The 24,831-nt window shown below is 46.3% G+C and carries 25 protein-coding genes; 24 read left to right on the top strand and 1 reads right to left on the bottom strand.

Annotated features, from left to right (window positions below; translation table 11 throughout):
• Positions 1-5 precede the first annotated feature (5 nt).
• The 24 genes from fliR to R2S67_RS09220 all read left to right on the top strand — a co-directional run bounded on the left by fliR (position 6) and on the right by R2S67_RS09220 (position 23,278).
• Positions 6-788, top strand: a complete 783-nt coding sequence (gene fliR, locus R2S67_RS09335) for a flagellar biosynthetic protein FliR (protein WP_317343429.1) — start codon at positions 6-8, stop codon at positions 786-788.
• A gap of 3 nt (positions 789-791) precedes the next feature.
• A complete protein-coding gene (flhB, locus tag R2S67_RS09330; RefSeq protein WP_317343427.1) occupies positions 792-1,922 on the top strand; it encodes a flagellar biosynthesis protein FlhB in 1,131 nt (376 codons plus the stop codon).
• A gap of 210 nt (positions 1,923-2,132) precedes the next feature.
• Entirely contained in the window at positions 2,133-4,232 is a 2,100-nt protein-coding gene (flhA, locus tag R2S67_RS09325) for a flagellar biosynthesis protein FlhA (protein WP_317343444.1), read from the top strand.
• A 28-nt stretch (positions 4,233-4,260) separates the two neighbouring features.
• Positions 4,261-5,778, top strand: coding sequence for a flagellar biosynthesis protein FlhF (gene flhF, locus R2S67_RS09320; protein WP_150919218.1), 1,518 nt, complete (start codon positions 4,261-4,263; stop codon positions 5,776-5,778).
• A gap of 14 nt (positions 5,779-5,792) precedes the next feature.
• Positions 5,793-6,680 (top strand): MinD/ParA family protein, encoded by an 888-nt coding sequence (locus tag R2S67_RS09315; RefSeq protein WP_005380498.1) that lies wholly within the window; start codon positions 5,793-5,795, stop codon positions 6,678-6,680.
• Positions 6,673-7,407 carry an RNA polymerase sigma factor FliA gene (locus R2S67_RS09310; RefSeq protein WP_048625854.1) on the top strand — a complete coding sequence of 245 codons (735 nt, stop codon included), beginning with the start codon at positions 6,673-6,675 and terminating at the stop codon, positions 7,405-7,407. Before R2S67_RS09315 ends, R2S67_RS09310 begins: the two co-directional genes overlap by 8 nt.
• Positions 7,408-7,452: 45 nt before the next feature.
• Positions 7,453-7,821, top strand: a complete 369-nt coding sequence (gene cheY, locus R2S67_RS09305) for a chemotaxis response regulator CheY (protein ID WP_017635949.1) — start codon at positions 7,453-7,455, stop codon at positions 7,819-7,821.
• A 120-nt stretch (positions 7,822-7,941) separates the two neighbouring features.
• Positions 7,942-8,682, top strand: coding sequence for a protein phosphatase CheZ (locus tag R2S67_RS09300; RefSeq protein ID WP_006741709.1), 741 nt, complete (start codon positions 7,942-7,944; stop codon positions 8,680-8,682).
• Positions 8,683-8,691: 9 nt separating this feature from the next.
• Entirely contained in the window at positions 8,692-10,926 is a 2,235-nt protein-coding gene (locus R2S67_RS09295; protein ID WP_104974915.1) for a chemotaxis protein CheA, read from the top strand.
• A gap of 29 nt (positions 10,927-10,955) precedes the next feature.
• Positions 10,956-12,068, top strand: a complete 1,113-nt coding sequence (locus tag R2S67_RS09290) for a chemotaxis response regulator protein-glutamate methylesterase (RefSeq protein WP_047008842.1) — start codon at positions 10,956-10,958, stop codon at positions 12,066-12,068.
• An 8-nt stretch (positions 12,069-12,076) separates the two neighbouring features.
• Positions 12,077-12,856 carry a ParA family protein gene (locus tag R2S67_RS09285; RefSeq protein ID WP_006741712.1) on the top strand — a complete coding sequence of 260 codons (780 nt, stop codon included), beginning with the start codon at positions 12,077-12,079 and terminating at the stop codon, positions 12,854-12,856.
• A complete protein-coding gene (locus R2S67_RS09280; RefSeq protein ID WP_317343424.1) occupies positions 12,846-13,898 on the top strand; it encodes a chemotaxis protein CheW in 1,053 nt (350 codons plus the stop codon). Before R2S67_RS09285 ends, R2S67_RS09280 begins: the two co-directional genes overlap by 11 nt.
• Positions 13,899-13,933: 35 nt before the next feature.
• Positions 13,934-14,428, top strand: coding sequence for a chemotaxis protein CheW (locus tag R2S67_RS09275; protein WP_005380507.1), 495 nt, complete (start codon positions 13,934-13,936; stop codon positions 14,426-14,428).
• A gap of 14 nt (positions 14,429-14,442) precedes the next feature.
• Positions 14,443-14,937: a DUF2802 domain-containing protein gene (locus R2S67_RS09270; protein ID WP_041853027.1), complete on the top strand. Its 495-nt coding sequence runs from the start codon at positions 14,443-14,445 to the stop codon at positions 14,935-14,937.
• A 286-nt stretch (positions 14,938-15,223) separates the two neighbouring features.
• Positions 15,224-15,841, top strand: coding sequence for a cytochrome c biogenesis heme-transporting ATPase CcmA (gene ccmA, locus R2S67_RS09265; protein ID WP_258651985.1), 618 nt, complete (start codon positions 15,224-15,226; stop codon positions 15,839-15,841).
• Between the two features lies 1 nt (position 15,842).
• Positions 15,843-16,511 (top strand): heme exporter protein CcmB, encoded by a 669-nt coding sequence (ccmB, locus tag R2S67_RS09260; protein ID WP_006741714.1) that lies wholly within the window; start codon positions 15,843-15,845, stop codon positions 16,509-16,511.
• 109 nt (positions 16,512-16,620) lie between these two features.
• Complete coding sequence (locus R2S67_RS09255; RefSeq protein WP_005394301.1) at positions 16,621-17,364, top strand: heme ABC transporter permease; 744 nt, start codon at positions 16,621-16,623, stop codon at positions 17,362-17,364.
• A gap of 11 nt (positions 17,365-17,375) precedes the next feature.
• Entirely contained in the window at positions 17,376-17,582 is a 207-nt protein-coding gene (gene ccmD, locus R2S67_RS09250; protein WP_005380515.1) for a heme exporter protein CcmD, read from the top strand.
• Entirely contained in the window at positions 17,579-18,064 is a 486-nt protein-coding gene (ccmE, locus tag R2S67_RS09245; protein WP_005380516.1) for a cytochrome c maturation protein CcmE, read from the top strand. Before ccmD ends, ccmE begins: the two co-directional genes overlap by 4 nt.
• Positions 18,061-20,037, top strand: coding sequence for a heme lyase CcmF/NrfE family subunit (locus R2S67_RS09240; RefSeq protein WP_005394299.1), 1,977 nt, complete (start codon positions 18,061-18,063; stop codon positions 20,035-20,037). The genes ccmE and R2S67_RS09240 overlap by 4 nt, the downstream gene beginning before the upstream one ends.
• Before the next feature lies 1 nt (position 20,038).
• Entirely contained in the window at positions 20,039-20,593 is a 555-nt protein-coding gene (locus R2S67_RS09235) for a DsbE family thiol:disulfide interchange protein (RefSeq protein ID WP_012841537.1), read from the top strand.
• On the top strand, positions 20,590-21,075 hold the full coding sequence (locus tag R2S67_RS09230; protein ID WP_005380519.1) for a cytochrome c-type biogenesis protein: 486 nt from the start codon (positions 20,590-20,592) through the stop codon (positions 21,073-21,075). Before R2S67_RS09235 ends, R2S67_RS09230 begins: the two co-directional genes overlap by 4 nt.
• Positions 21,075-22,289: a c-type cytochrome biogenesis protein CcmI gene (gene ccmI, locus R2S67_RS09225; protein ID WP_317343420.1), complete on the top strand. Its 1,215-nt coding sequence runs from the start codon at positions 21,075-21,077 to the stop codon at positions 22,287-22,289. Before R2S67_RS09230 ends, ccmI begins: the two co-directional genes overlap by 1 nt.
• Before the next feature lie 215 nt (positions 22,290-22,504).
• Positions 22,505-23,278, top strand: coding sequence for a VacJ family lipoprotein (locus tag R2S67_RS09220; protein WP_182036903.1), 774 nt, complete (start codon positions 22,505-22,507; stop codon positions 23,276-23,278).
• A 75-nt stretch (positions 23,279-23,353) separates the two neighbouring features.
• On the opposite strand, the gene R2S67_RS09215 is transcribed toward R2S67_RS09220, so the two are convergent.
• Complete coding sequence (locus R2S67_RS09215) at positions 23,354-24,682, bottom strand: outer membrane protein transport protein (RefSeq protein ID WP_282174378.1); 1,329 nt, start codon at positions 24,680-24,682, stop codon at positions 23,354-23,356.
• Positions 24,683-24,831: the final 149 nt, after the last annotated feature.

The raw sequence follows: 24,831 nt of genomic DNA, 5'->3' as shown, positions 1-24,831 counted from the left end.
CTCCTATGGAATACCCCACTAGCGTTGTCTTAGATTGGATCGCAAACTATTTCTGGCCCTACGTTCGTATCTCTTCCATGCTGATGGTGATGACGGTAACTGGGGCTCGATTTGTCTCACCACGAATCCGCCTTTACCTCGGGTTAGCCATCACTTTTGCCGTCATGCCAGCGATCCCTGCAGTGCCTCAAGACATTGAGTTGCTCTCGTTTCGGGGTTTTATGACCATTGCCGAGCAAATGATCATCGGTATTGCGATGGGCATGGTCACTCAATTTATGATTCAAACCTTTGTCTTGTTGGGACAAATATTGGGTATGCAATCAAGTTTGGGTTTCGCTTCTATGGTTGATCCCGCAAATGGTCAGAACACGCCATTGCTTGGTCAGCTATTCATGTTTTTGACGACAATGTTTTTCCTTGCCACCGATGGGCACTTGAAAATGCTGCAACTGGTAGTGTTCAGCTTTAAAACACAGCCGATTGGGTCCGGGACGCTTACTGCGGTTGATTTCCGTGAAATGGCAGGCTGGCTTGGTATTATGTTCCAAACGGCACTGAGTATGTCGCTATCTGGCATTATTGCGCTACTTACCATTAACTTGTCGTTTGGTGTAATGACCCGTGCTGCACCACAGTTAAACATCTTTTCGCTTGGTTTTGCATTTGCGTTGATGGTGGGTCTATTACTGTGTTGGTACATACTGGCTGGTCTTTACAGTCATTATGAAATGTTCTGGACAGTGGGTGAGGCGCAGATTTGTCGGCTTATTCGCTTGGAGTGCTAAGATTTGGCAGAATCAGACGGTCAGGAACGCACCGAAGAAGCCACGCCCCGGCGGTTACAACAAGCCAGAGAAAAGGGGCAGGTCGCTCGATCTAAAGAACTCGCATCAGCATCTGTACTGATCGTTGGCGCCATTTCACTGATGTGGTTTGGCGAGGCGTTAGCACGCTCACTGTTTTCCATCATGAGCCGTTTATTTGATCTTCAACGAGAAGAGATTTTTGATACGGCAAAGCTATTTGACATTGCTTTAGGGGCGATGACCGATTTGTTGTTCCCTCTATTTTTGGTGCTAGCTACGTTATTTACTGCCGCCATGATTGGTGCTGCGGGTGTGGGAGGAATCAGTTTTTCTGCTCAAGCGGCTATGCCAAAGCTGTCAAAAATGAATCCGCTTAGCGGTTTAAAGCGGATGGTCGGAATGCAAAGCTGGGTAGAGTTGATCAAATCAATTCTTAAAGTGGTTTTGGTTACTGGTGTCGCGATCTATTTGATCCAAGCATCGCAGGCGGATCTGATTCAATTAAGTATGGATGTGTATCCGCAAAACATCTTCCATGCTTTAGATATTCTGCTGAACTTTATCTTGTTGATCAGCTGTTCGCTGTTGATCGTGGTTGCCATCGATATTCCATTTCAAATCCGGCAGCACGCTGATCAGTTAAAAATGACCAAGCAAGAAGTCAAAGACGAATATAAAGAAACCGAGGGTAAGCCAGAGGTCAAAGGACGCATTCGTATGCTGCAAAGAGAAGCGGCTCAACGTCGTATGATGGCAGATGTTCCTCAGGCTGATGTTATTGTTACCAACCCAGAGCACTTTTCGGTTGCGCTTCGTTATAAACAGAAGACAGACCGTGCGCCGGTAGTGATCGCTAAAGGCACCGATCACATGGCAATGAAGATTCGAGAAGTCGCCCGAGAGCATGACATCACAATTGTACCTGCTCCGCCACTTGCTCGTGCGCTGTACCATACTACCGAGCTAGAACAAGAGATCCCCGATGGATTGTTTACTGCGGTGGCTCAGGTTTTGGCATTTGTATTCCAGTTGAAGCAATACCGAAAGCGAGGTGGTCAGCGCCCCAAAATTCAGGATTACGATTTGCCAATCCCGCCAGAACACCGGCACTAATGCTAAAAGAAGCCTAATTCTAAAAAGGCTAATTTAATCAGATATTAAGCTCTACTTGAGTGTTTAGTCATTATTTTGGCGTTAATTATGGTACATAGCTTGCTTAAAACGCCTTAATTATCAACCATACCTAAACTTTTAGGCCAAAGCGGTCGCGTATTAATAGTAAGAGCTAACGTGACGCTTCAATCGATTGAGATCTCTCGTAGTATGAAGTTAAGCCTGCCATTTGCAGATAAATTGCCACGAATCCCTCAGCGTGAAATGCCAGCTATTGGCGCGCCGGTGATGGTTTTGGCCACCTTAGCGATGGTGGTGCTGCCTATTCCAGCCTTTTTGCTGGATATGTTCTTCACCTTTAACATCGCGTTGTCGATGGTGGTGTTGTTAGTGACCGTTTACACACGTCGTCCGTTGGACTTCGCCGCTTTTCCGACGGTACTGCTGATCGCGACCTTGTTGCGTTTGGCGCTGAACGTTGCCTCGACACGTGTCGTCTTACTGCATGGTCACGAAGGCGGCAACGCGGCAGGTAACGTAATTGAAGCGTTTGGTAATGTCGTTATTGGTGGTAACTACGCGGTCGGCTTAGTGGTTTTCCTTATCTTAATGATCATCAACTTTATGGTGGTGACCAAAGGTGCGGGTCGTATCTCTGAGGTAAGTGCTCGCTTCACCCTTGATGCGTTGCCAGGTAAGCAGATGGCGATTGATGCGGACTTAAATGCCGGATTGATAGACCAAGAACAAGCAAGAGTTCGTCGTTTTGAAGTGACAAAAGAAGCGGATTTCTACGGTTCAATGGATGGTGCCTCGAAGTTCGTAAAAGGTGACGCGATTGCCGGTATTTTGATTCTGTTTATCAACATCATCGGCGGTCTGTCGATCGGTATGGCGCAGTATGGATTGGGTTTCGGTGAGGCAATTGAAATCTATACTTTGCTGACGATTGGTGACGGCCTAGTTGCACAGATTCCATCGCTATTGCTGTCGATTGCAGCGGCGATGATGGTGACGCGTCAAAACACCGATGAAGACATGGGTGAACAGCTGGTCTTCCAGATGTTCGACAACCCAAAAGCACTGATGATTACCGCAGCTATTCTCGGTGTGATGGGCATCGTACCGGGCATGCCACACTTTGCGTTTTTGAGTCTGGCGCTCGCAGCTGGCGCGGCGGCGTATTTCATCGATAAACGCCAAAAGCAGAAAGCGAAAGAGCCGGCTTTACCAGCGAAAGCCGACGAAGGTGCAGAGCCTTCATCACAACGCGAGCTTTCTTGGGACGACGTCCAGCCAGTCGATATTATTGGCCTAGAAGTGGGTTACCGCTTGATTCCGCTAGTGGACCGAGACCAAGGTGGAGAACTGTTAGAGCGCGTAAAAGGTGTGCGTAAAAAGCTATCGCAAGATTTTGGGTTCTTAATCCCTGCGGTTCACATACGTGACAACCTTGAACTGACGCCAAACAGCTATCGAATCACATTAATGGGGGTTGCGGTCGGCGAAGCTGAGATTCGTCCGGATCAAGAGCTAGCGATTAACCCAGGTCAGGTGTATGGCATGATTGATGGCGAGCCAACCATTGACCCTGCATTTGGACTGGAAGCCGTATGGATTCGCGAAGATCAGCGTGAGCATGCTCAGGCGTTAGGTTATACGGTTGTTGACTCATCGACAGTATTAGCGACGCACCTGAGCCAGTTATTGACCAATAACGCATCGCAGTTGATTGGTCATGAAGAAGTAGAGAATTTATTAGAAATGTTAGGACGCAGCGCGCCTAAGTTGGTTGAGAACTTTGTTCCTGACCAATTACCATTAGGTGTGGTGGTGAAAGTCCTACAAAACTTGTTAAACGAGGCCATTCCAATCCGCGATATTCGCACGATTGTTCAAACTTTGGCTGAGTACTCAAGTAAGAGTCAAGAAGCTGACATATTGACGGCAGCAGTTCGAATTAGTCTAAAACGTCTAATTGTTCAAGAAATCAATGGTATAGAGCCTGAGCTGCCAGTGATTACTTTGATACCTGAACTGGAACAAATATTGCATCAAACTATGCAAGCATCAGGAGGCGAATCCGCGGGGATTGAACCGGGGCTCGCTGAACGATTGCAGTCTTCACTAAGCCAAGCGACACAGGAACAAGAATTGAAAGGCGAGCCAGCCGTTCTGCTTACTTCCGGTGTATTACGCTCGACGTTGGCGAAATTTGTGAAGAACACAATACCTAATCTCCGGGTACTGTCTTACCAAGAAATCCCGGATGAAAAACAGATCAGAATTGTGCAAGCCGTGGGTAACTGATCTCACGCATCATTAATGGATTCATAGTTTGAAAATAAAGCGATTTTTTGCCAAAGACATGAGAACGGCGCTGCTCCAAGTGAAAGAGGAGTTAGGCGCGGAAGCGGTGATCATGTCAAACAAGAAAGTGGCTGGTGGGGTGGCGATTGTTGCGGCGATAGATAGTGAATCTAACCCGTCTCAAGCAAGCGCAGCGTCACAACAAAATCGCGGTGCTTCTCAATCGAATCGCTATAACGAACATCGTCAAATGTCATCGTCTTCTACAGATCGTTATCAAGATCGTCATTTAGATGAAGATAAAATTAGCCTGAACAGTAATAACAGTAACAACGAAAAAACAGGCTCGATGACGCAGCGATTCGCTAACATGCTTAAGCAATATAGTGGTGGTGCAGCAGATGCTGACGATCATGTAGCGGAAAATGAAGATTCGCTCTCTGCTTTATTGCAACGCCAGAATAAGCATCGCGACGGCTACAACCAAGAAAAGCCAGCGCCATATCAACCAGATTCACCTTTGGCGAAGTTAATCGCACAAGATAATCGATTTGAGCGTCCAACGCCGAAGTTGGATCCGACACGCTATGATCGCCGCCGTCCAAGTGATGAGCGAGAAGAGTCTGCAGATGAGCTGGAGAGTATGCGCGAAGAGATGACGTCAATTCGTCGTCTTCTAGAGCATCAAGTCTCTGGCCTAATGTGGCAGGAAGTGGAACGTCGAGAGCCGCTCAGAGCAATGCTGATTAAGCGCTTAGAGCGTATGGGCGTTTCTCCGGAGTTAGCAGACCAAATGGCGTGCTATATCCCGGAAGATACAAAACCAGCGCGAGCGTGGAAAGCGTTGTTGTCGCTGGTGGCGGATCAAATCAATATTCCTAAACAGGACATTTTAAAACGTGGTGGTGTGGTCGCACTGTTAGGTCCGACGGGGGTGGGGAAAACAACCACCGTTGCGAAGCTCGCAGCACGTGCCGCCATGGAATACGGTGCCGACAATGTGGCCCTTGTGACAACAGATACATATCGCATAGGTGCACATGAGCAGCTCTCAATTTACGGAAGAATCATGGGTTGTCCCGTAAGAGTTGCTAAAGATTCTAACGAGTTAGCCGATGTTATATATCAGCTAAGAAACAGAAGACTGATTTTGGTCGATACGGCAGGGATGGGGCAACGAGATGTCAGGCTTTCTGAGCAGCTCGATACTCTAATGCAAGAGAGCGGAGAAGTGATTCACAGCTACCTTGTTTTGCCAGCTACCGCACAACGTCGCGTTCTACAAGAAACGCTGGATCACTTCCGACGCATACCACTTTCGGGTTGTATTATGACGAAGCTTGATGAGTCATTAAGTCTAGGCGAATTCATCAGTGTAGTGATTCAAAACGCAATGCCAGTGGCTTACATAGCTAATGGCCAGCGCGTGCCAGAAGACATTGTGATAGCGCAACCAAAATATATGCTTGCGAAAGCAAATGAACTGTTAGAGAAGTCGACAGAGAACGAACCTCACTTTTGGAACAGTGACAGTGAAGGACTCTAAGGCGGCGGACTACTATGACTGAGAATATGATACACGATCAAGCAAGCGGCCTCCGTCGCTTAACACAACCATCGTTGACCAAAGTGATTGCTGTTACTGGCGGCAAAGGTGGTGTGGGGAAATCAAACGTAACACTGGGTCTGGCGATTTGTATGGCTCGCCAAGGCAAGAAGGTGATGGTTCTCGACGCTGATTTAGGTCTGGCCAATGTGGACGTAATGCTCGGAATTCGTGCAAAACGTAATCTAGGACATGTCTTAGCGGGTGAATGTGAGCTAAAAGATGCGATTGTCGAAGGGCCTTATGGTATAAAGATAATCCCTGCAACTTCTGGCACACAGAGCATGACTGAGCTTTCTCACGCTCAACATGCTGGACTCATTCGAGCATTTGGTAGTCTTGAAGACGAAATGGACGTCCTGCTGATAGATACCGCCGCAGGCATTTCTGACATGGTAATCAGTTTTTCGCGAGCAGCTCAAGATGTCGTTGTGGTTGTGTGTGATGAACCAACTTCAATCACAGATGCATATGCGTTAATTAAGCTGTTAAGTAAAGAACACCAGGTCCAACGCTTTAAAGTTGTAGCAAATATGGTCAGAAGCTACCGTGAAGGGCGAGAATTGTTTGCAAAGTTGACGCTAGTCACAGAGCGATTCTTGAATGTCAGCCTTGAACTCGTAGCATGTATTCCATTAGATGATAAAGTACGACAGGCTGTAAAAAGACAAAAAATTGTCGTTGATGCGTTCCCTCGCTCACCTGCCGCTTTAGCTATCAGCTCACTAGCAAACAAAGCGTTAACGTGGCCACTACCGAAAACACCAAGTGGACACTTGGAATTTTTTGTGGAAAGGTTGCTAAATCGTACCGAATTCGCAGAGGACCCTTTTGGTGAATAAAGCGATAACCTATGACCAACATGGCAAGTTTAATAGCCAGCAAGCGTTTATAGAGCGCTACTCAGTGTTGGTTAAGCGCATTGCTCACCACCTATTAGGCCGTTTACCGCCGAGTGTTCAGGTAGAGGATTTAATTCAGGCCGGCATGATCGGTCTTATCGAAGCTCAGCAGAATTATGATGGTTCTAAAGGTGCGAGCTTTGAAACTTATGCAGGTATCCGTATTCGTGGCGCAATGTTAGATGACATGCGCAAAGGCGATTGGGTACCGCGTTCTGTTCATAAAAATAATCGAGAGATTAACCAAGCGATTGCGGAGCTGGAAGGCGAATTAAATCGAGATCCTACTGATTCTGAAGTAGCCACGCATCTCGGTATGACACTGGATCAATATCATAGTGCTCTGACCGATATCAACTGCTCAAAATTAGTCGGTATTGAAGATTTAGGCGTTTCTGATGATGTGATTTCACCTGCAGATGAAACTGATGACAGTAACCCATTCAAAGGGGTTGCCGACGAATCATTTCGAAAAGCACTGGTTGAATCAATAAAACAGCTTCCAGAGCGTGAAGCTTTGGTACTTTCGCTTTATTATGATGAAGAACTCAATTTGAAAGAAATTGGCGATGTGTTAGGCGTAAGCGAATCTCGCGTAAGTCAAATACTGAGTCAAGCGATGCAACGTTTGCGCACCAAGCTCAGTGCGTGGACACAAAATGACTAAAAACACTGATTTTACGATTCAGTGGAGGCAATTTTGAATAAAAACATGAAGATCCTTATTGTTGATGATTTCTCAACAATGCGCCGTATTGTTAAAAACCTGCTTCGTGACTTGGGTTTCAATAACACTCAAGAAGCGGACGATGGTTTAACCGCATTACCAATGCTGAAAAAAGGTGACTTCGATTTTGTTGTAACTGACTGGAACATGCCAGGTATGCAAGGCATCGATTTGCTTAAACACATCCGCGCGGATGCAGAACTTAAGCATTTGCCAGTTCTAATGATCACGGCTGAAGCGAAGCGTGAGCAGATCATTGAAGCTGCTCAAGCAGGCGTAAACGGCTACATTGTGAAGCCATTTACTGCTGCAACATTAAAAGAAAAATTAGATAAAATTTTCGAGCGTTTATAACTCTCTCTTTTTCTCTTTGTTATTCGAGTCATTCATACCAATTATTAAATACCTATTAAATGACTCGTTTAGCGTTTTTAAAGTGATAAGAAGAACTAAACGTAAAAGGGTCTATTCAGAATGATCTCACTAGAGCAGGCGAAGTCACTCGTTCAAATGCTAGAAAACGGGGAACAAGACCAAGCCAATATGCTTGTTGCCTCGATCTACGAAGGTGCCGAGAATCCAATGCTGCAAGAAATTGGAGCCTTAACTCGAGACCTTCACGAATCACTCAAGCAGTTCAGTCTCGATCAGCGCATGACCGAAATTGCGAAAGACGAAATCCCTAACGCAAGGGATCGTCTTAATTATGTGATCGAGAAGACAGAGCTAGCAGCCAACAAAACGATGGATGCAGTCGACTGCTGCCTTCCTATCGCTGACAACCTGCATGATTGCCTTCAGAAAGTTCGTCCTCAATGGAATGAACTCATGCACGGGCGCATCGAATTAAGCGAATTCAAAGCACTTTGTCACCGAATCGACGAGCTATTAGTTCAAGTCGAAGGTGACAGCACTGAGTTGCGTGGTCAATTGACCGAAATTCTCATGGCGCAAGACTTCCAAGACCTAACTGGCCAAATTATTCGCCGCGTAATTACGTTGGTAAATGAAGTAGAAGGCCGCTTAGTGGAAATCCTAACCGTATTCTCTGGAAATAAACCTGAAGAACACATTCAAGTTTTGTCAGAACCGGCAGATAAAAAGAATACACAAACAAGCGAAGCCGAAGGCCCGATTCTTCATCCAGAACTGAGAGAAGATGCGGTTTCATCGCAGGACGAAGTCGATGACTTGTTGTCCAGTCTTGGATTTTAAAGGTAACGTATGAGCTACGATTTAGACGAAGATATTCTTCAGGACTTTCTCATTGAGGCTGGGGAAATTCTCGAACTGCTTTCTGAGCAGTTGGTTGAATTGGAAAATAACCCAGAAGACAAAGACTTACTTAATGCAATTTTCCGCGGGTTTCACACCGTAAAAGGCGGTGCTGGCTTCCTGTCTTTGGCAGAGCTAGTCGATACTTGTCATGGTGCGGAGAACGTGTTCGACGTTTTACGAAACGGCCAACGCACGGTCACGCAAAACTTAATGGATACGATGCTAAAAGCGTTGGATACGGTCAATACCCAGTTCCAAGCTGTTCAAGATCGTGAGCCATTGGAAGCTGCGGATCCTGCCCTTCTTGAAGAACTTCATCGTCTATGTAAACCTGAATCAGAAGATGAAGTCGCTGCAACCGTGGTTGAAGAACCAGTGGTTACTCCTGAACCTGTCATTCCTGAGCCTGTTATTGAAGAACCTGCCGCGCCAGCGTCAAGTGTCGGCTCTGTTGATGAAATTACCCAAGACGAATTCGAAAAGCTGCTGGATGAACTTCATGGTAAAGGCTCAGCTCCAGGCGCTTCAGAACCTGCGACACCAACAGCGCCATCAGAGCCCCCTCAATCAAGTGCGCCATCAGTTGAGAGTGGCGATATCACTGACGATGAATTTGAACGTCTACTTGACGAACTTCACGGCGTTGGCAAAAGTCCATCAGCGGCAGAGGCTGCAGCATCTGCACCAGTAGAACCTCCTAAAGCGGCAGAACCAACTGCGCCAGTTGCATCGTCAGCAAATCAAGATAGTGACTTAATGACGGACGAAGAGTTCGAAAAGTTACTCGATGAGCTACATGGTGCGGGCAAAGGTCCTACGCTAGAAGAACTGGATATGGCAACGAAGCCGGCATCAGCAAACGTAGAGGAAAGCCCTGCGAAACCTGAGCCTGCGGTTAAGCCAGCACCAGCAGCTCCAACTCCGGCTCCAGCACCAAAACCAGAATCTAAACCTGTCGCGGTGAAAGAAGAGGCGAAAGCGCCAGCGGTTAAAAAGCCTCAGGCCGAGGCAACTGTTCGTGTCGATACCTCGACGCTTGATACCATCATGAACATGGTAGGTGAGCTTGTATTGGTCCGAAACCGTCTATTAAGCCTTGGTTTGAACAGCGACAATGAAGAAATGTCCAAAGCGGTCGCCAACCTTGATGTCGTAACGGCGGATCTGCAAGGCGCGGTAATGAAAACGCGTATGCAGCCAATCAAGAAAGTATTTGGCCGTTTCCCACGCGTTGTCCGTGACTTGGCGCGCAATCTAAATAAAGACATCGTGCTGGAAATGCGCGGTGAAGAAACCGATCTCGATAAAAACCTTGTAGAAGCATTGGCCGATCCATTGATTCACTTGGTTCGTAACTCGGTTGACCACGGTATTGAAATGCCAGACGACCGCGCGAAAGCAGGTAAATCACGCACAGGTAAAGTGATTTTGTCTGCATCACAAGAAGGGGATCACATTGAGCTATCCATCGTAGATGATGGCGGCGGTATGGACCCGAACAAACTGCGTGGTATCGCGGTTAAGCGCGGTATGATGGACGAAGATGCGGCGGCCCGTTTAACAGACAAAGAGTGCTTCAACCTTATCTTTGCGCCAGGTTTCTCAAGTAAAGATAAAATTTCTGACATCTCTGGCCGTGGCGTTGGCATGGATGTGGTTAAGACGGCGATCAACACCTTAAATGGTTCAATCGATATCGATTCTGAGCTAGGGAAAGGCACTAAGATCACCATCAAAGTACCACTGACGCTTGCGATCCTACCAACACTGATGGTTGGTGTTGGCGGTCATCCGTTTGCACTGCCACTGGCATCTGTGAGCGAAATTTTCCACTTGGATCTGAGTCGCACAAACGTGGTAGATGGTCAGTTGACGATCATTGTGCGTGAAAAATCTATCCCGCTATTTTACTTACAGAACTGGTTAGCATCCAAATCACAAAACGTCGAAGAGCGTACTGGTCACGGTCATGTGGTTATTGTACAGATCGGTAACCAGCGCGTTGGTTTTGTTGTGGATACGCTTATTGGTCAAGAAGAAGTGGTTATTAAGCCACTCGATAATCTATTGCAAGGCACTCCGGGTATGGCTGGTGCAACAATCACTAGCGATGGCCATATTGCATTAATTCTAGATGTGCCTGATTTACTTAAGCGATATGCTGCGGCTTCACGCCTTTAAGCAAAGCTGACGTTATTAAAAGGAATAAGATGGCGATTAAAGTACTAGTCGTTGATGATTCGAGTTTTTTTCGACGTCGCGTGAGCGAAATCATCAACTCAGAATCGCGCCTAGAAGTGATTGACGTTGCGGTAAATGGCAGAGAGGCGGTTGAGAAAGCCAAATCTCTTAAACCGGACGTCATCACGATGGATATTGAAATGCCAGTGATGGATGGCATTACCGCTGTGCGTGAAATCATGGCAGCTGCTCCAACGCCAATCCTAATGTTTTCGTCCCTGACTCATGACGGGGCGAAAGCCACGCTTGATGCGCTAGATGCGGGCGCATTGGATTTCTTACCGAAAAAGTTTGAAGACATCGCACGTAACCGCGAAGAAGCGGTGTCACTGCTTCAGCAACGTGTTATTCAGATTGCTTCGAAGCGCGCTTTTATGCGTCGACCAATCACTCGCGCTGCTGCGAGTACCAGTGCGGCAGCTCGTCCACTAGGTTCAAGAACGGCTTCGCCAGCGACTCCAGCTCCTGCTCGACCGGCTGCGGCAAAGTTCCGAGCCTCTGGTAAGAAGTATCAACTGACCGCAATTGGCACGTCGACTGGTGGTCCGGTTGCTTTGCAAAAAATTCTGACGCGTTTACCGATGAACTACCCGCATCCGATCGTATTGATCCAACATATGCCGGCAACCTTTACTGCTGCATTTGCCAGCCGTTTGAATACCTTGTGTAAGATTCAAGTGAAAGAAGCCCAAGACGGCGATGTCTTACAGCCTGGTGTGGCATACCTTGCTCCAGGTGGTAAGCAAATGATGGTGGATGGTCGAGCGGGGGCTGCTCGTCTTCGTATCATTGATGGCGGCGACCGCATGAACTACAAACCATGTGTGGATGTGACTTTTGGTTCTGCAGCCAAAGTATACGGTGACAAAGTACTCTCTTTAGTGCTGACTGGCATGGGTGCAGACGGTCGTGAAGGCGCTCGTATGTTGAAGTCTGCAGGCTCAACTATTTGGGCTCAAGATGAAGAAAGTTGTGTTGTTTATGGTATGCCCCAAGCTGTTGCTAAAGCAGGCATTTCTTCAGAAGATTTACCGCTTGACCGCATTGCAGAACGCATGTTGGTGGAAGTTGGCCTAGCGTAGGATTCATCATGATTGTTTGGAGTGTAGCTAACCAGAAAGGTGGCGTGGGTAAAACCACCTCAACAGTGACATTAGCGGGTTTGCTGAGTCAAAAAGGTCATCGCGTACTGATGGTCGATACTGACCCTCACGCATCACTGACTACCTATCTTGGTTATGATCCTGACGCAGTAACTTCGAGCCTGTTTGATTTATTCCAGTTGAAGACATTCTCTCGTGAAACGGTGAGGCCGTTAATCCTAGAGACAAAACTGGAAGGGATGGATATCATTCCCGCGCATATGTCCCTTGCGACGCTTGATCGTGTCATGGGGAATCGCAGTGGGATGGGGCTGATCTTAAAACGAGCTCTACAAGCGGTCTCACAAGACTATGATTATGTGTTGATTGACTGCCCGCCAATTCTTGGTGTGATGATGGTGAACGCACTGGCCGCCAGTGACCGAATTTTGATTCCCGTTCAAACCGAGTTTTTGGCGATGAAAGGCTTGGAACGCATGATGCGCACGTTAACCATTATGCAAAAGTCTCGTCCGGGTGGTTTCAAAGTGACTATCGTTCCAACGATGTATGACAAGCGCACCAAAGCGTCTTTGCAGACATTGATGCAACTGAAGAAAGATTACCCAAATCAAGTATGGACCTCTGCGGTGCCGATTGATACCAAGTTCCGTGATGCTAGTTTAAAGCATTTGCCAGCATCACATTTTGCATCTGGTAGTCGTGGTGTGTTTGCGTATAAACAGTTACTGATTTACCTGGAGAGGTTAGCGTTCGATGAGCAGTAACGACGTGCTTTCCAGTGAACAAGCGCTTGATGACTACTTTAATGCGCTACTGGGTGATGAGGCTGAAGCAACGACTCTTGAGGAAGAGCTTGACTTGCTGGCTCAAGAAATATCATCTGCAGAGCCAGAGCCAGAGCCAGAGCCAGAGCCAGAGCCAGAGCCAGAGCCAGAGCCAGAATTGCAGTTTCAATACTCGGAGCCGGAAACTTACCAGTTTCAAGAAGCGTACCCGCCAGAATTGGAAGCCCCAAATCTGGAAGATGTGCAAAGGTTATTAAGTCAGCTTGAAGCAAGCAACCCTGTAGCCGAGTTAGATATTGATAGTATTCTTGAACAAAATACGATTGATATTGCAGCAGAAATAAAAGTGGCTGAGCCAGACGTACAAACCGTTAGTGAGGCGCCCGAGTTACAAACAGTTGAAGAGATACAAGACTGGGTGATTGATGCGCCAGTTTTTGAGGAAACTCAGCCAGAACTGGTTGAACCTCAATCGGTGATTGAGCATGATGTCAATATAGAATCGAACGTTGATACCGAGCTCGAGACACAAACAGGTTCCGAAATACCAACTGACTGGGAAAGCACGAAGCGAAGTGAAGATTTTCAAGTGCTTTACTTTGATGTGAATGATGTCACGTTTGCCGTACCGCTTGATGAGTTAGGTGGTATTCATCGCATCAGCGAGCTTAACCATTTAATAGGAAAGCCCGCCTGGTATTTGGGGCTACAAACAAATCGTGAACAACAGTTTGATGTCGTCGATACCGCGAAATGGGTGATGGCAGATAAGCTTCGCGATGACAGTTACAAAGATAATTACCAATATGTTGTCATGCTTGGAGAGAGCATGTGGGGGCTGGCCAGTAACCAACTAATGGGGACGGAAACGCTCAATATCGACAAGGTTCGCTGGCGTGAACAGGCGGGTAAACGCCCTTGGCTAGCGGGCATGGTAAAAGAAAAAATGTGCGCCTTAATTCATGTCCAGGCGCTCATTGACATGCTAAACGCCGGTTTAGATGTCAAATCACTGAATTAGATTTAAGTCGGGAACGACATTAACGAGGATTAACTATGTCTCAAGCTTTTGAAGTAGAAGTGAAGAAAGATGCATCGAATGACGAAGTTCTTCAGTGGGTGACGTTCCAGCTAGAAGAAGAAACGTACGGCATCAACGTAATGCAAGTTCGTGAAGTACTTCGTTATACTGAAATTGCACCCGTTCCAGGTGCGCCAGATTATGTTCTGGGTATCATCAACCTGCGTGGTAACGTGGTTACTGTTATCGACACGCGTTCACGTTTCGGCCTGATGGAAGGCGAAGTTACAGATAATACTCGTATTATTGTGATCGAGTCAGAGCGTCAAGTGATTGGTATTTTGGTAGATAGTGTGGCAGAAGTGGTTTACCTACGTTCTTCTGAAATTGACACGACGCCTTCTGTTGGTACTGATGAAAGCGCGAAGTTCATCCAAGGTGTGAGCAACCGTGACGGCAAACTTCTTATCCTTGTGGATTTGAACAAGCTCCTAACGGATGACGAATGGGACGAGATGGCTCACCTATAATGGGCTGAATAATGATGGCTGAAGAGACTCTTTTATCTGTTCCATTCCTTGCGGGTGGCGTCGCTTTTATCGTGTTGGTGTTGGTTGTTTTGCAACTGCGCATTCGCTCGGGGTTGCAAAAGCAAGTAGACCAGCAACGAGCACAGTCTCGACATGTGGATAAAGAAGTACAAAAGTTGAGTAAGCAGTTACTCGAAGTGCGTTCGGTTGTCGTTGGTCTTGGACAAAAAGTAACGGAACAACAAGACATTATTCAGCACCTAAACGAGAGAATTCGTGAACTCGAGCACGCTGATACTGATGGTCGCTTGTATAGTCGAGCTTCTAAAATGGTACAGCTTGGTGCAGATATCAATGAGCTCATTGAAGAGTGTGAACTGCCAAAAGCTGAAGCGGAATTGATGCTTTCACTACAGAAAAAACTGGCGGGAAAAGAGAAAATTCCACCACTAAGCGGTCAGCCATCAGATGATGCAGAATACCCGGCGCGTGGACGTCGTCGACGCTAAAGGTTTTAAAGCGATAAAAAGAGGCGATAAGCCTCTTTTTTTGTGTTCGGTTACTAATTATCTTTTTGCAATACAGCCCTAGATTACCTTAAGCTCTTTTCATTCTTAGCACTCGCTCCCCAAGTTAAAATGAGAGCTTATAACTACTTATAGTTAATTTTATTAAAGTGTGACGATTAATTAACAAAAATACATGAACTTACATACATCCCAGCCCTCTTATCCTGTTTTGTCATAACTAAGCTGTGCTAATATAGCGCTTCGTTCATTTTTTAGTTGAAGCTCTATGTTAGAAGTATCTAACCTGACAGCGATCCGTGATGAGAGGGTCCTGTTTGAAAACCTGCAGTTTGAAATTAAGCCTGGTGAATTGGTCCAGATAGAAGGACGCAATGGTACTGGCAAAACTACGTTACTACGTATTGTGACAGGTTTAGGTGATAGAGAAGAAGGCGTCATTAAGTGGAAAGGAGAAGAGGTTGAAAAATCTCGTGATGTTTTCCATCAAGATCTGCTGTTCTTAGGGCATCAAACTGGAGTGAAACGAGAGCTTACCGCACTAGAAAACTTACGTTTTTACCAATCTATTCAAAATAACCGCTCTTCTGACGAAGAAATCTTCACTGCTTTAACTCAAGTTGGTTTGGCCGGTCGAGAAGATGTGCCTGTAGCACAGCTTTCCGCAGGTCAGCAACGACGAGTGGCACTAGCAAGGTTATGGCTCAGTAAACAAATTTTATGGATTTTAGATGAACCGTTGACCGCCATCGATAAACAAGGCGTCAAAGTGCTTGAATCTTTGTTCGCAAGTCACGCTGATAATGGCGGTATTGTCGTGTTGACTACGCATCAAGATATGTTTTCGGACAGCCCGAAACTTAGAAAAATAAAGTTGGGTGATTGATATGATTCCATCTATGACCACCATCATTCGCCGCGAGCTATTGATAGCATTTCGCCGTCAGGCAGACATTCTGAACCCGCTTTGGTTCTTTATTATTGTTATTACTCTGTTTCCTCTTAGTATCGGGCCTGAACCAAATTTGTTAGCACGTATTGCAGCGGGCATTGTTTGGGTTGCCGCATTGCTATCCGCCTTATTATCATTAGAGCGTCTATTTCGTGATGATTTTCAAGACGGTGCATTGGAACAAATGATGCTAATGCCGATTCCATTGCAACTTGTAGTGGTTTCAAAGGTCATAGCACATTGGTTGTTAACAGGGTTACCTCTGATCCTAATTAGCCCATTATTGGCGGTTTTACTTTCGCTCGATTTCAATACTTGGCTATCTGTTGTACTAACCTTGATGATCGGTACACCGACACTAAGTTTTATTGGAGCTATTGGTGTGGCTTTGACGGTTGGGTTGCAAAAGGGTGGCGTTCTTTTGAGTTTGCTTATTCTTCCGCTCTACATCCCAATTTTGATTTTCGCAACATCAGCAATTGATGCCGCCGCGCTTGGTATGGCGTATAACGGTCAACTAGCAATTTTAGGTGCGATGCTAATGGGAGCGATGACGTTAACGCCTTTTGCCATTAGTGCCGCATTGAGAGTTAGTGTTAACTAACTCAATAAAGTGCCAATGAAGCGGCGCTTGATCAAAGAATTATTATTAAAGCACTGCTACGGTCTCAACCCTTTAGACAGTGTCCCTGAAGTAAGAGTGAGAACAAAACATGTGGAAATGGCTACATCCTTATGCCAAGCCAGAAACCGCTTACCGTTTGAGTGGTAAGTTTCTGCCTTGGTTTTCTGTATTGGCCCTCGTATGCTTATCGGTTGGTACGGTTTGGGGGCTTGCATTTGCGCCTTCAGATTACCAACAAGGTGACAGTTTCCGAATCATCTACATTCATGTCCCATCAGCTATTTGGTCTATGGGCGTTTATATGTCGATGGCGATTGCGGCATTTATTGGCTTAGTATGGCAAGTACGTCTATCTGATATGGCGGCACTTGCGATGGCGCCGATTGGTGCGGTATTTACCTTTATTGCTCTACTTACTGGTGCCGTTTGGGGTAAGCCAATGTGGGGCACTTGGTGGGTATGGGATGCGCGTCTTACTTCAGAGTTGATTCTTCTATTTCTCTATCTTGGTGTTATTGCGCTTTATCACGCGTTTGACGATCAGAAAACAGCCGCAAAAGCGGCGGGTATTTTAGCGATCGTAGGCGTTGTTAACCTTCCGATCATTCACTTTTCCGTAGAGTGGTGGAACACGCTTCACCAAGGCGCGACGATCACGAAATTTGAACAACCTTCTATTTCATCCGACATGCTTTGGCCGTTATTGCTAAACATCTTTGGCTTTGCGTTCTTCTTTGGTGCAGTGACGATGGTCCGTTTCCGTAACGAAATCATCAGTAAAGAAAGTCACCGCCCTTGGGTGCGCAAACTCGCAACAGAACAAACTCAGTGAGGTAATTGATTATGCATTTTGAATCTCTGAGCGACTTTTTTGCCATGGGTGGCTACGCATCATACGTATGGAGTGCGTTTGGTATTACTTTCTTATCCATGCTGATTCTTCTGATCACTAGCCTTCGCCGCGGTGATGCATTATTGAAAGAAGTGAAAGCAAAAATTGACCGTCAAGCTCGTATCGACGCAGCGAAGAACATGGAGAACACCTTATGAATCCGAGACGTAAAAAGAGGCTAGGTATCGTACTAGCGATCTTTATCGGTATTAGTGCCACCATTGGTTTGATACTTTATGCGCTTAACCAAAATATGGACCTTTTCTACACTCCTACGGAATTGGTTAATGGTAAGCCAGATGGCACCAAGCCAGAAGTAGGCCAGCGTCTGCGTATTGGTGGTATGGTGGTTGTGGGCTCGGTTCGTCGAGATCCTAATTCTTTGAAAGTGAGTTTTGACCTGCACGATGTCGGTCCTAAAGTGACGATTACTTATGACGGTATTCTTCCTGACTTGTTCCGTGAAGGGCAGGGTATTGTGGCTCAAGGTGTGCTGAAAGATGCCACGACGGTTGAGGCATTTGAGGTCCTAGCGAAGCACGATGAAGAATACATGCCACCAGAAATTGCAGAAGCGATGAAGAAAACGCATGAACCGCTTCAATACAGCACCGAACAGAAACAAGGAAGCGGCCAATGATTGCTGAAATCGGTCACTTTGCTCTCATTCTTTCGCTTGCAATGGCTGTGCTGCTGAGCGTATTGCCATTGTGGGGAGCATCGAATAATAACACCATGCTCATGAACACAGCGCGACCGCTATCTTGGTCTATGTTCCTGATGCTGTTGTTCTCTTTCGCCATTTTATGTTGGGGATTTTATACCAACGACTTCACGTTACAGTATGTAGCGAGCAACTCGAATAGTCAGCTTCCTTGGTACTACCGTTTAACCGCAGTATGGGGTGCACACGAAGGTTCACTGTTGCTATGGGTTTTAATCCAAGCTGCTTGGACTGTCGCTGTAGCGACATTCAGTCGTGGTATGCCGCAAGAGTCGGTTGCACGTGTACTTGCCGTAATGGGCATGATCTCAGTGGGTTTCCTACTGTTTATCATCTTAACGTCAAACCCATTCTTACGTACGTTGCCTTTCTTCCCGGTTGACGGGCGTGACTTGAACCCTCTGCTTCAAGACCCTGGTTTGATTGTTCACCCGCCAATGCTTTACATGGGCTACGTTGGTTTCTCGGTTGCCTTCTCCTTTGCGATCGCATCCCTAATGACCGGACGCCTTGATACGGCTTGGGCCCGTTGGTCTCGTCCTTGGACAACCGCTGCATGGGTATTTTTAACACTCGGTATCGCACTAGGCTCTTGGTGGGCTTACTACGAACTTGGCTGGGGTGGCTGGTGGTTCTGGGATCCAGTAGAAAACGCATCATTCATGCCTTGGTTAGCGGGTACCGCATTAATGCACTCTCTTGCAGTGACAGAAAAACGCGGCACATTTAAAGCGTGGACGGTACTATTGGCAATCTCTGCATTTTCGTTGAGTTTGTTGGGCACATTCTTAGTCCGTTCCGGTATTTTAGTATCGGTGCACGCGTTCGCGTCTGACCCGTCGCGCGGTATGTTTATTCTAGGTTTCTTAGTTTTCGTTATCGGTGGTTCTTTACTGCTGTTTGCCGTGAAAGGGGCGGCAGTGCGTGTACGAGGTAACTTCGACTTAGTCTCTCGTGAAAACGCGCTCCTAGCCAATAACGTATTACTTATCGCAGCACTTGTTGTGGTGTTAGTGGGGACATTATTGCCGCTCGTACATAAGCAGCTTGGTTTGGGGTCGGTTTCTATCGGTGCGCCATTCTTCGACATGCTGTTTGCGTGGTTGATGATGCCATTTGCTTTCCTACTTGGTATTGGTCCACTTATCCGTTGGAAGCGAGACAATTTATCTAAACTTGTGAAACCAATGCTCGTTTCAGGTGTGCTTGCTTTTGCTTTGGCCGCGGTATGCGTATACCTGTTTGCCGACTTCTTCTCAACTATGGCTTACATTGGCTGGGTAATGGCGATTTGGATTATTGCAATGCATGGCTTTGAACTATATGAGCGTGCAACGCACCGTCATAGCTTTAGTGAAGGTGTTCGTAAGCTGCAGCGTAGCCATTGGGCGATGATGTTGGGTCATGTTGGTCTGGCGGTATCTGTTATCGGTATTGCGATGGTACAGAACTACAGCATCGAGCGTGATGTACGTTTAGCACCTGGCGAACACTTCCAAATTCAAGGTTATGATTTCTACTTCTCAGGCCTGCGTGATAAAGATGGTCCAAACTACGATGGCTACATCGCGGATTTTGAGATCACACATGATGGCAAATACGTGAATACGCTTCACGCTGAGAAGCGCTTCTACCGTACGGCTAAGTCTATGATGACCGAAGCTGCCATTGACCGTGGCATTAGTCGTGACTTATACATTGCAATGGGTGAACGTTTAGACGACAACCGATCTTGGGCTGTTCGTATTTACTATAAACCGTTCGTTCGTTGGATTTGGGCTGGCTCTTTGATTATGGCGTTAGGCGGTGCACTAGCGATTTCAGATAAGCGTTATCGCTTCCGTAAATCTTCAAAGAAAAACGCGAAGTCAAAAGAGCAGGAGGCATAACATGAATAAGAAAATCTTATTTATTCCGCTCGTCGCTTTCATGATTTTGGCGGGCATTTTCGCAACCCAGTTAATGCGCAACCAAGAGGGCGATGATCCAACGAAATTGGAGTCGGTTTTGGTTGGTAAGCCAGTTCCTGAGTTTCACTTAGAAGACTTAGCTGAACCTGGAAAACAATACGACCAGTCAATTTTTAAAGGTGAGCCGTTGCTCTTGAACGTTTGGGCAACGTGGTGTCCAACATGTTATGCAGAGCATAAATACCTAAACGAATTGGCGGGTAAGGGCGTTAAGATCATCGGTATGAATTACAAAGATGATCGTAACAAAGCGGTAGGCTGGTTGAATGATCTCGGCAACCCTTACTTAATTAGCCTATTTGATGGTAGCGGTATGCTTGGTCTTGACCTTGGCGTTTATGGAGCACCAGAAACATTCATTATTGATGCAAATGGTGTGATTCGTTATCGCCATGTGGGGGATGTAAACCCACGTAATTGGTCGGAAACACTGGAGCCGCTTTACAACAAATTGGTTGAGGAGGCGAAGCAATGAGAAAGCTGATCCTTGCAGTTTTTGCTGCCATGACATTATCTCTTGCTGCTCACGCTGCCATTGAAGTGTACGAGTTCGATAACTTGGAACAAGAACAGCAGTTCAAAGAGTTAAGCCATACGCTCCGTTGCCCTAAATGTCAGAACAACACGATCTCGGATTCTAACGCTGAACTTGCTCAAGACTTACGCCATAAGGTGTACGAAATGACCAAAGAAGGTAAGTCCAAAGATGAGATTGTTGATTACATGATCGCCCGTTACGGTAACTTCGTGACTTACAACCCACCATTTACGGTTGCGACTGCGATCTTGTGGCTAGGGCCACTCGCTGTAGTATTGGGTGGTTTTGGTTTGATTGTACTGCGTAGCCGTAAATCTAAAGTTAAGGCAAAAGCGAGCAGTGACGAGCAATGGGATGAGCAAAAAGAAGCTCGTTTAAAAGCATTGCTTGAAGAAGAGAACAACGGAGATAAGAAGTAATGACACTATTTTGGATTTCCACCGTTGCTCTTACGCTTATTGCTTGTGCGCTGGTGGCTTTGCCGCTGCTTAAACAAAAAGCGAACAACGATGATGTGTTACGCGATGAGCTCAACAAGGCATTTTATAAAGACCGACTATCTGAGCTTGCAGAAGAAACTGACGAAGGCCTGGTTGAAAGCGAAGACGAACTGATTTCTGATCTAAAGCAATCACTGCTTGACGATATCCCTGGTGATAAAGCGCAAAAAGAAACCAAGGTTTCCCCAATCGCGGTTTTAGTTCCATCGGTAATTCTGACGGTGGTGCTGAGCTATGGTTTGTATTATAAATTTGGCGCGTCAGACGATATCGTCCAATGGCAAGAAGTGTCTGCTAATCTACCTGAGTTATCGAAAAAGCTGATGTCGGCTTCTTCTGAGCCGTTGAGCGACGACGAAATGGCGGACTTGACCCTAGCCCTTCGAACTCGCTTACATTACCAGCCGGAAGACTCGACAGGTTGGTTACTGCTAGGTCGTATTGCGTTAGCAAATCGTGATGTCACGACTGCTATCGATGCGATGGAAAAGTCATATCGCCTAGAGCCCAAAGATCCTGATGTGATGTTGGGTTATGCACAAGCTCTGATGCTGTCTCAAGAGGAAATGGATCAAGCGACGGCTCGCTCATTACTCGGCAAGCTGATGCAGCAAGACTATGTCGATCTGCGTGTGTTTTCTTTGTTAGCGTTCGATGCGTTTGAGCGTCAAGACTTTCCGGCAGCGATCAAGTACTGGGGAATCATGCAGCAAATGATTGGTCCAGAAGATAGCCGCTACGAGATGTTGTCACGCAGTATTGAGAGTGCTCGTAAGCAAATGGGCGAAGCGGTTTCACCGGATAAGAGTGTAGCTGTGACAATTAATGTGGCACCAAATGCTCAGTTGGATCCAAACGCAGTTCTGATTGTATCGGTACATCGTGCAGATGGCTCACCAATGCCTGTTGCGGCAGCTCGCTATCCGCTGGGTACTTTCCCTCGTACAGTCGTATTAGATGATGGTAATGCCATGATGCAGGGGCAAAAACTATCTTCACTCGACAAGCTCATTGTGCGTGTGCGTGTAGACTCTGACGGTAACGTAGCAACGCGTGACCAAGATTGGCACGGAGAAAGTGACGTCGTTGAATTTGGCGCACCAGTAGAAGTGACCATTGATCAGCAGTATTAATTGTTAACATCTGTCTCTGAAACATGACAACGAGGTAGAGTCAGTTGCCTTTAGTGGTATGACTCTAAACGATCGAGTAGAATACCGAAGGCCAGCGACTGCTGGCCTTTATTTATTCCCATATCTGAGTCATCTTTACTACGTATACTGCTCAACATACGTACAACGGTTCATTGGGTGACTTAGGTACATTAATAGTCGTTATGGAAAATAAAATGTATAACAAGGGTAAGTCTACCTTCTTGTTACTGCTTGCAGTTGGACTGGTTGGCTGTTCAAGTGCGCCTGATGAAGCAGTAAAAGGACAAGAAACAAATCAAACGACTTCTGATGTGTATGACCCGTTGGAAGGCTTTAACCGAACCATGTGGGAAATCAACTACGAATATTTAGATCCGTATTTGGTTCGTCCTGTATCACTTGCGTATGTGGAATACACGCCAGTTCCTATTCGTTCCGGTATCGCTAACTTCTTGTCGAACTTAGATGAGCCAGCCAGCATGGTTAATAACTTAGTCATGGGTAACGGCACGAAAGCCGTGGACCACTTTAACCGTTTTTGGATTAACTCGACGTTTGGTATTTTCGGTTTATTCGATATTGCAAGTGCCGCGGGTATTACGAAATACGACGAGAAAGCGTTCAGTGATGCAGTAGGCCACTATGGTGTTGGAAATGGCCCTTACTTCATGATTCCAGGTTATGGCCCGTATACCTTACGTGAAGTGACAGATACCGTAGATAGTACGTATTTACCCCTCTCTTACCTCAACTTCTGGGCGAGTTTGGGTAAGTGGGCGTTTGAAGGCATGGAGAAGCGTGCTTTATTAGTACCGCAAGAAGCACAGCTAGAATCGTCGCCGGATCCATATATTCTTACTCGCGATGTTTATATTCAGCGTCAAAACTTTAAAGCAGAAGTTGAAACGGTGGAAGAAGTTAACATCGAAGAAGAAGAGTATTTAGACGAATACCTAGAAGACTTTTAAGCGCTGTTCTTTACAATATACAAATAAAAAAAGGCTTAGCTGATGCTAAGCCTTTTTTGTATTTTTGCTGTTTGGTTAGAAACGGTAGTTTGCTTGAACACCGATTAGCCAAACATTACCCGTAGTTTCGCCTACGAATTGGCCGCCGACTTGTTCTGCAGCGTCGTCTGACTTGTAACCACGAGACTCAACGATTGGTGCGTCTTTCGCGAAAATATAGGTGAAGCCAGCGTCTAGGCTGAAGTCTTTTGTCCAATCGTACGTTGCACCAATACTTAGCCAAGTACGGTCAGTTTCTGGAATAGTGATCGTACGGTTTTTGTCGCTTACCGCTGAAGTATCGTACGCAATACCAGTACGTAGCGCTAGCTTAGGATCAATCTGGTAAGTGGCACCAACAGCAAAGCGGTAGTTATCTTCCCAGTTTTCTACTTTAACCATATGCGTGCCAGCGGTATCTAGACGTGCTTCCAATTTCTCGAAAGAGCTCCAATCCGTCCAGTTAAAGCTTGCGTGTAACGCAAGTTGGTCTGTTACTTGGTGGAAACTTGCCAGCTCAGCTGTTGCAGGCAGGTTTAGGTACATATAGCCGTTGTCACGTAGCTGTGGAAGCTCAGAAGTACCGAAGCCAAAACCTAGACCTTCAGCATGGCCTTCAAGCTTCAGTTCAACTTCAGATTTGTACGCGAAGCCGATACGGTTATTTTCATTGATCTGCCATGCAGTACCAACTTGCCAGCCCCAAGCGGTATCGTCACCTTCCATGTATTTTAGAGCGGTACCTTGAGGAACACTGATAGGATCGCCAGTTAAAGGGTGCTTTCCTACAACGTTATTCTTAGGAGCTGCTGCGCCAAAGCTGCCTTCGCCGATGATGTAACGGATACCACCACCAACGCTGATTGATTCATTGACTTTGTAAGCTGCGTTTAAGTTCGCTTCCATTGTCGTTACGCTTGCTTCGTTACCGAAGTGCGATGCACCAAAGCCTTTACCTAAATCGGTTTCCATGCCGTAGTTGGTGCCAAATGCCAGACCAATCGCGAATTTCTCATTGTATTGGTGTGATAGGTAGAAGTTTGGAATGATTGCATCATGGGCGAAATCATCTGAAGATGCAGAAGAAGTACTACCGTAGAAGTTTACATCACCTTCAATATCAATATTTGGGTTCACATAGATTGCACCAACGGACACTTGAGTGCCTTCCAAATAAGTTAGCATTGCTGGGTTACGCCATTGTGCACTTGCGTTGTCAGCCATTGCTGCTTCACCAGCATATGCTCGACCAAGGCCTGTTGCAGAATATTCAGCAAGTTGGAAACCTGCTGCGTTAGCCATGCCCGTTGTGCCAAGTAGGCTTAATGCCACTGCTGTTGATAGAAGAGTCTTGTTGGTTTTCATTCGAATGTTCGCTGATTTGTTTATAACGTGGGACGAAAGTTTAAAGGTAGAGTTTTTACTTTAGAAATGAAAATCCAGCACAAGTAGTCATTTGGAATATTATGCTTTCAAGTGTTGATTTGGTGGCCTAATAATCTAACTGTGAAGGG

Origin of the sequence: Vibrio sp. T13N (assembly GCF_032970445.1) — a bacterium.
GTDB classification, from domain to species: Bacteria; Pseudomonadota; Gammaproteobacteria; order Enterobacterales; family Vibrionaceae; genus Vibrio; species Vibrio diabolicus.
Note: the sequence above shows the minus strand (reverse complement) of the source record. Positions and strands in the feature narration are given on the sequence as shown.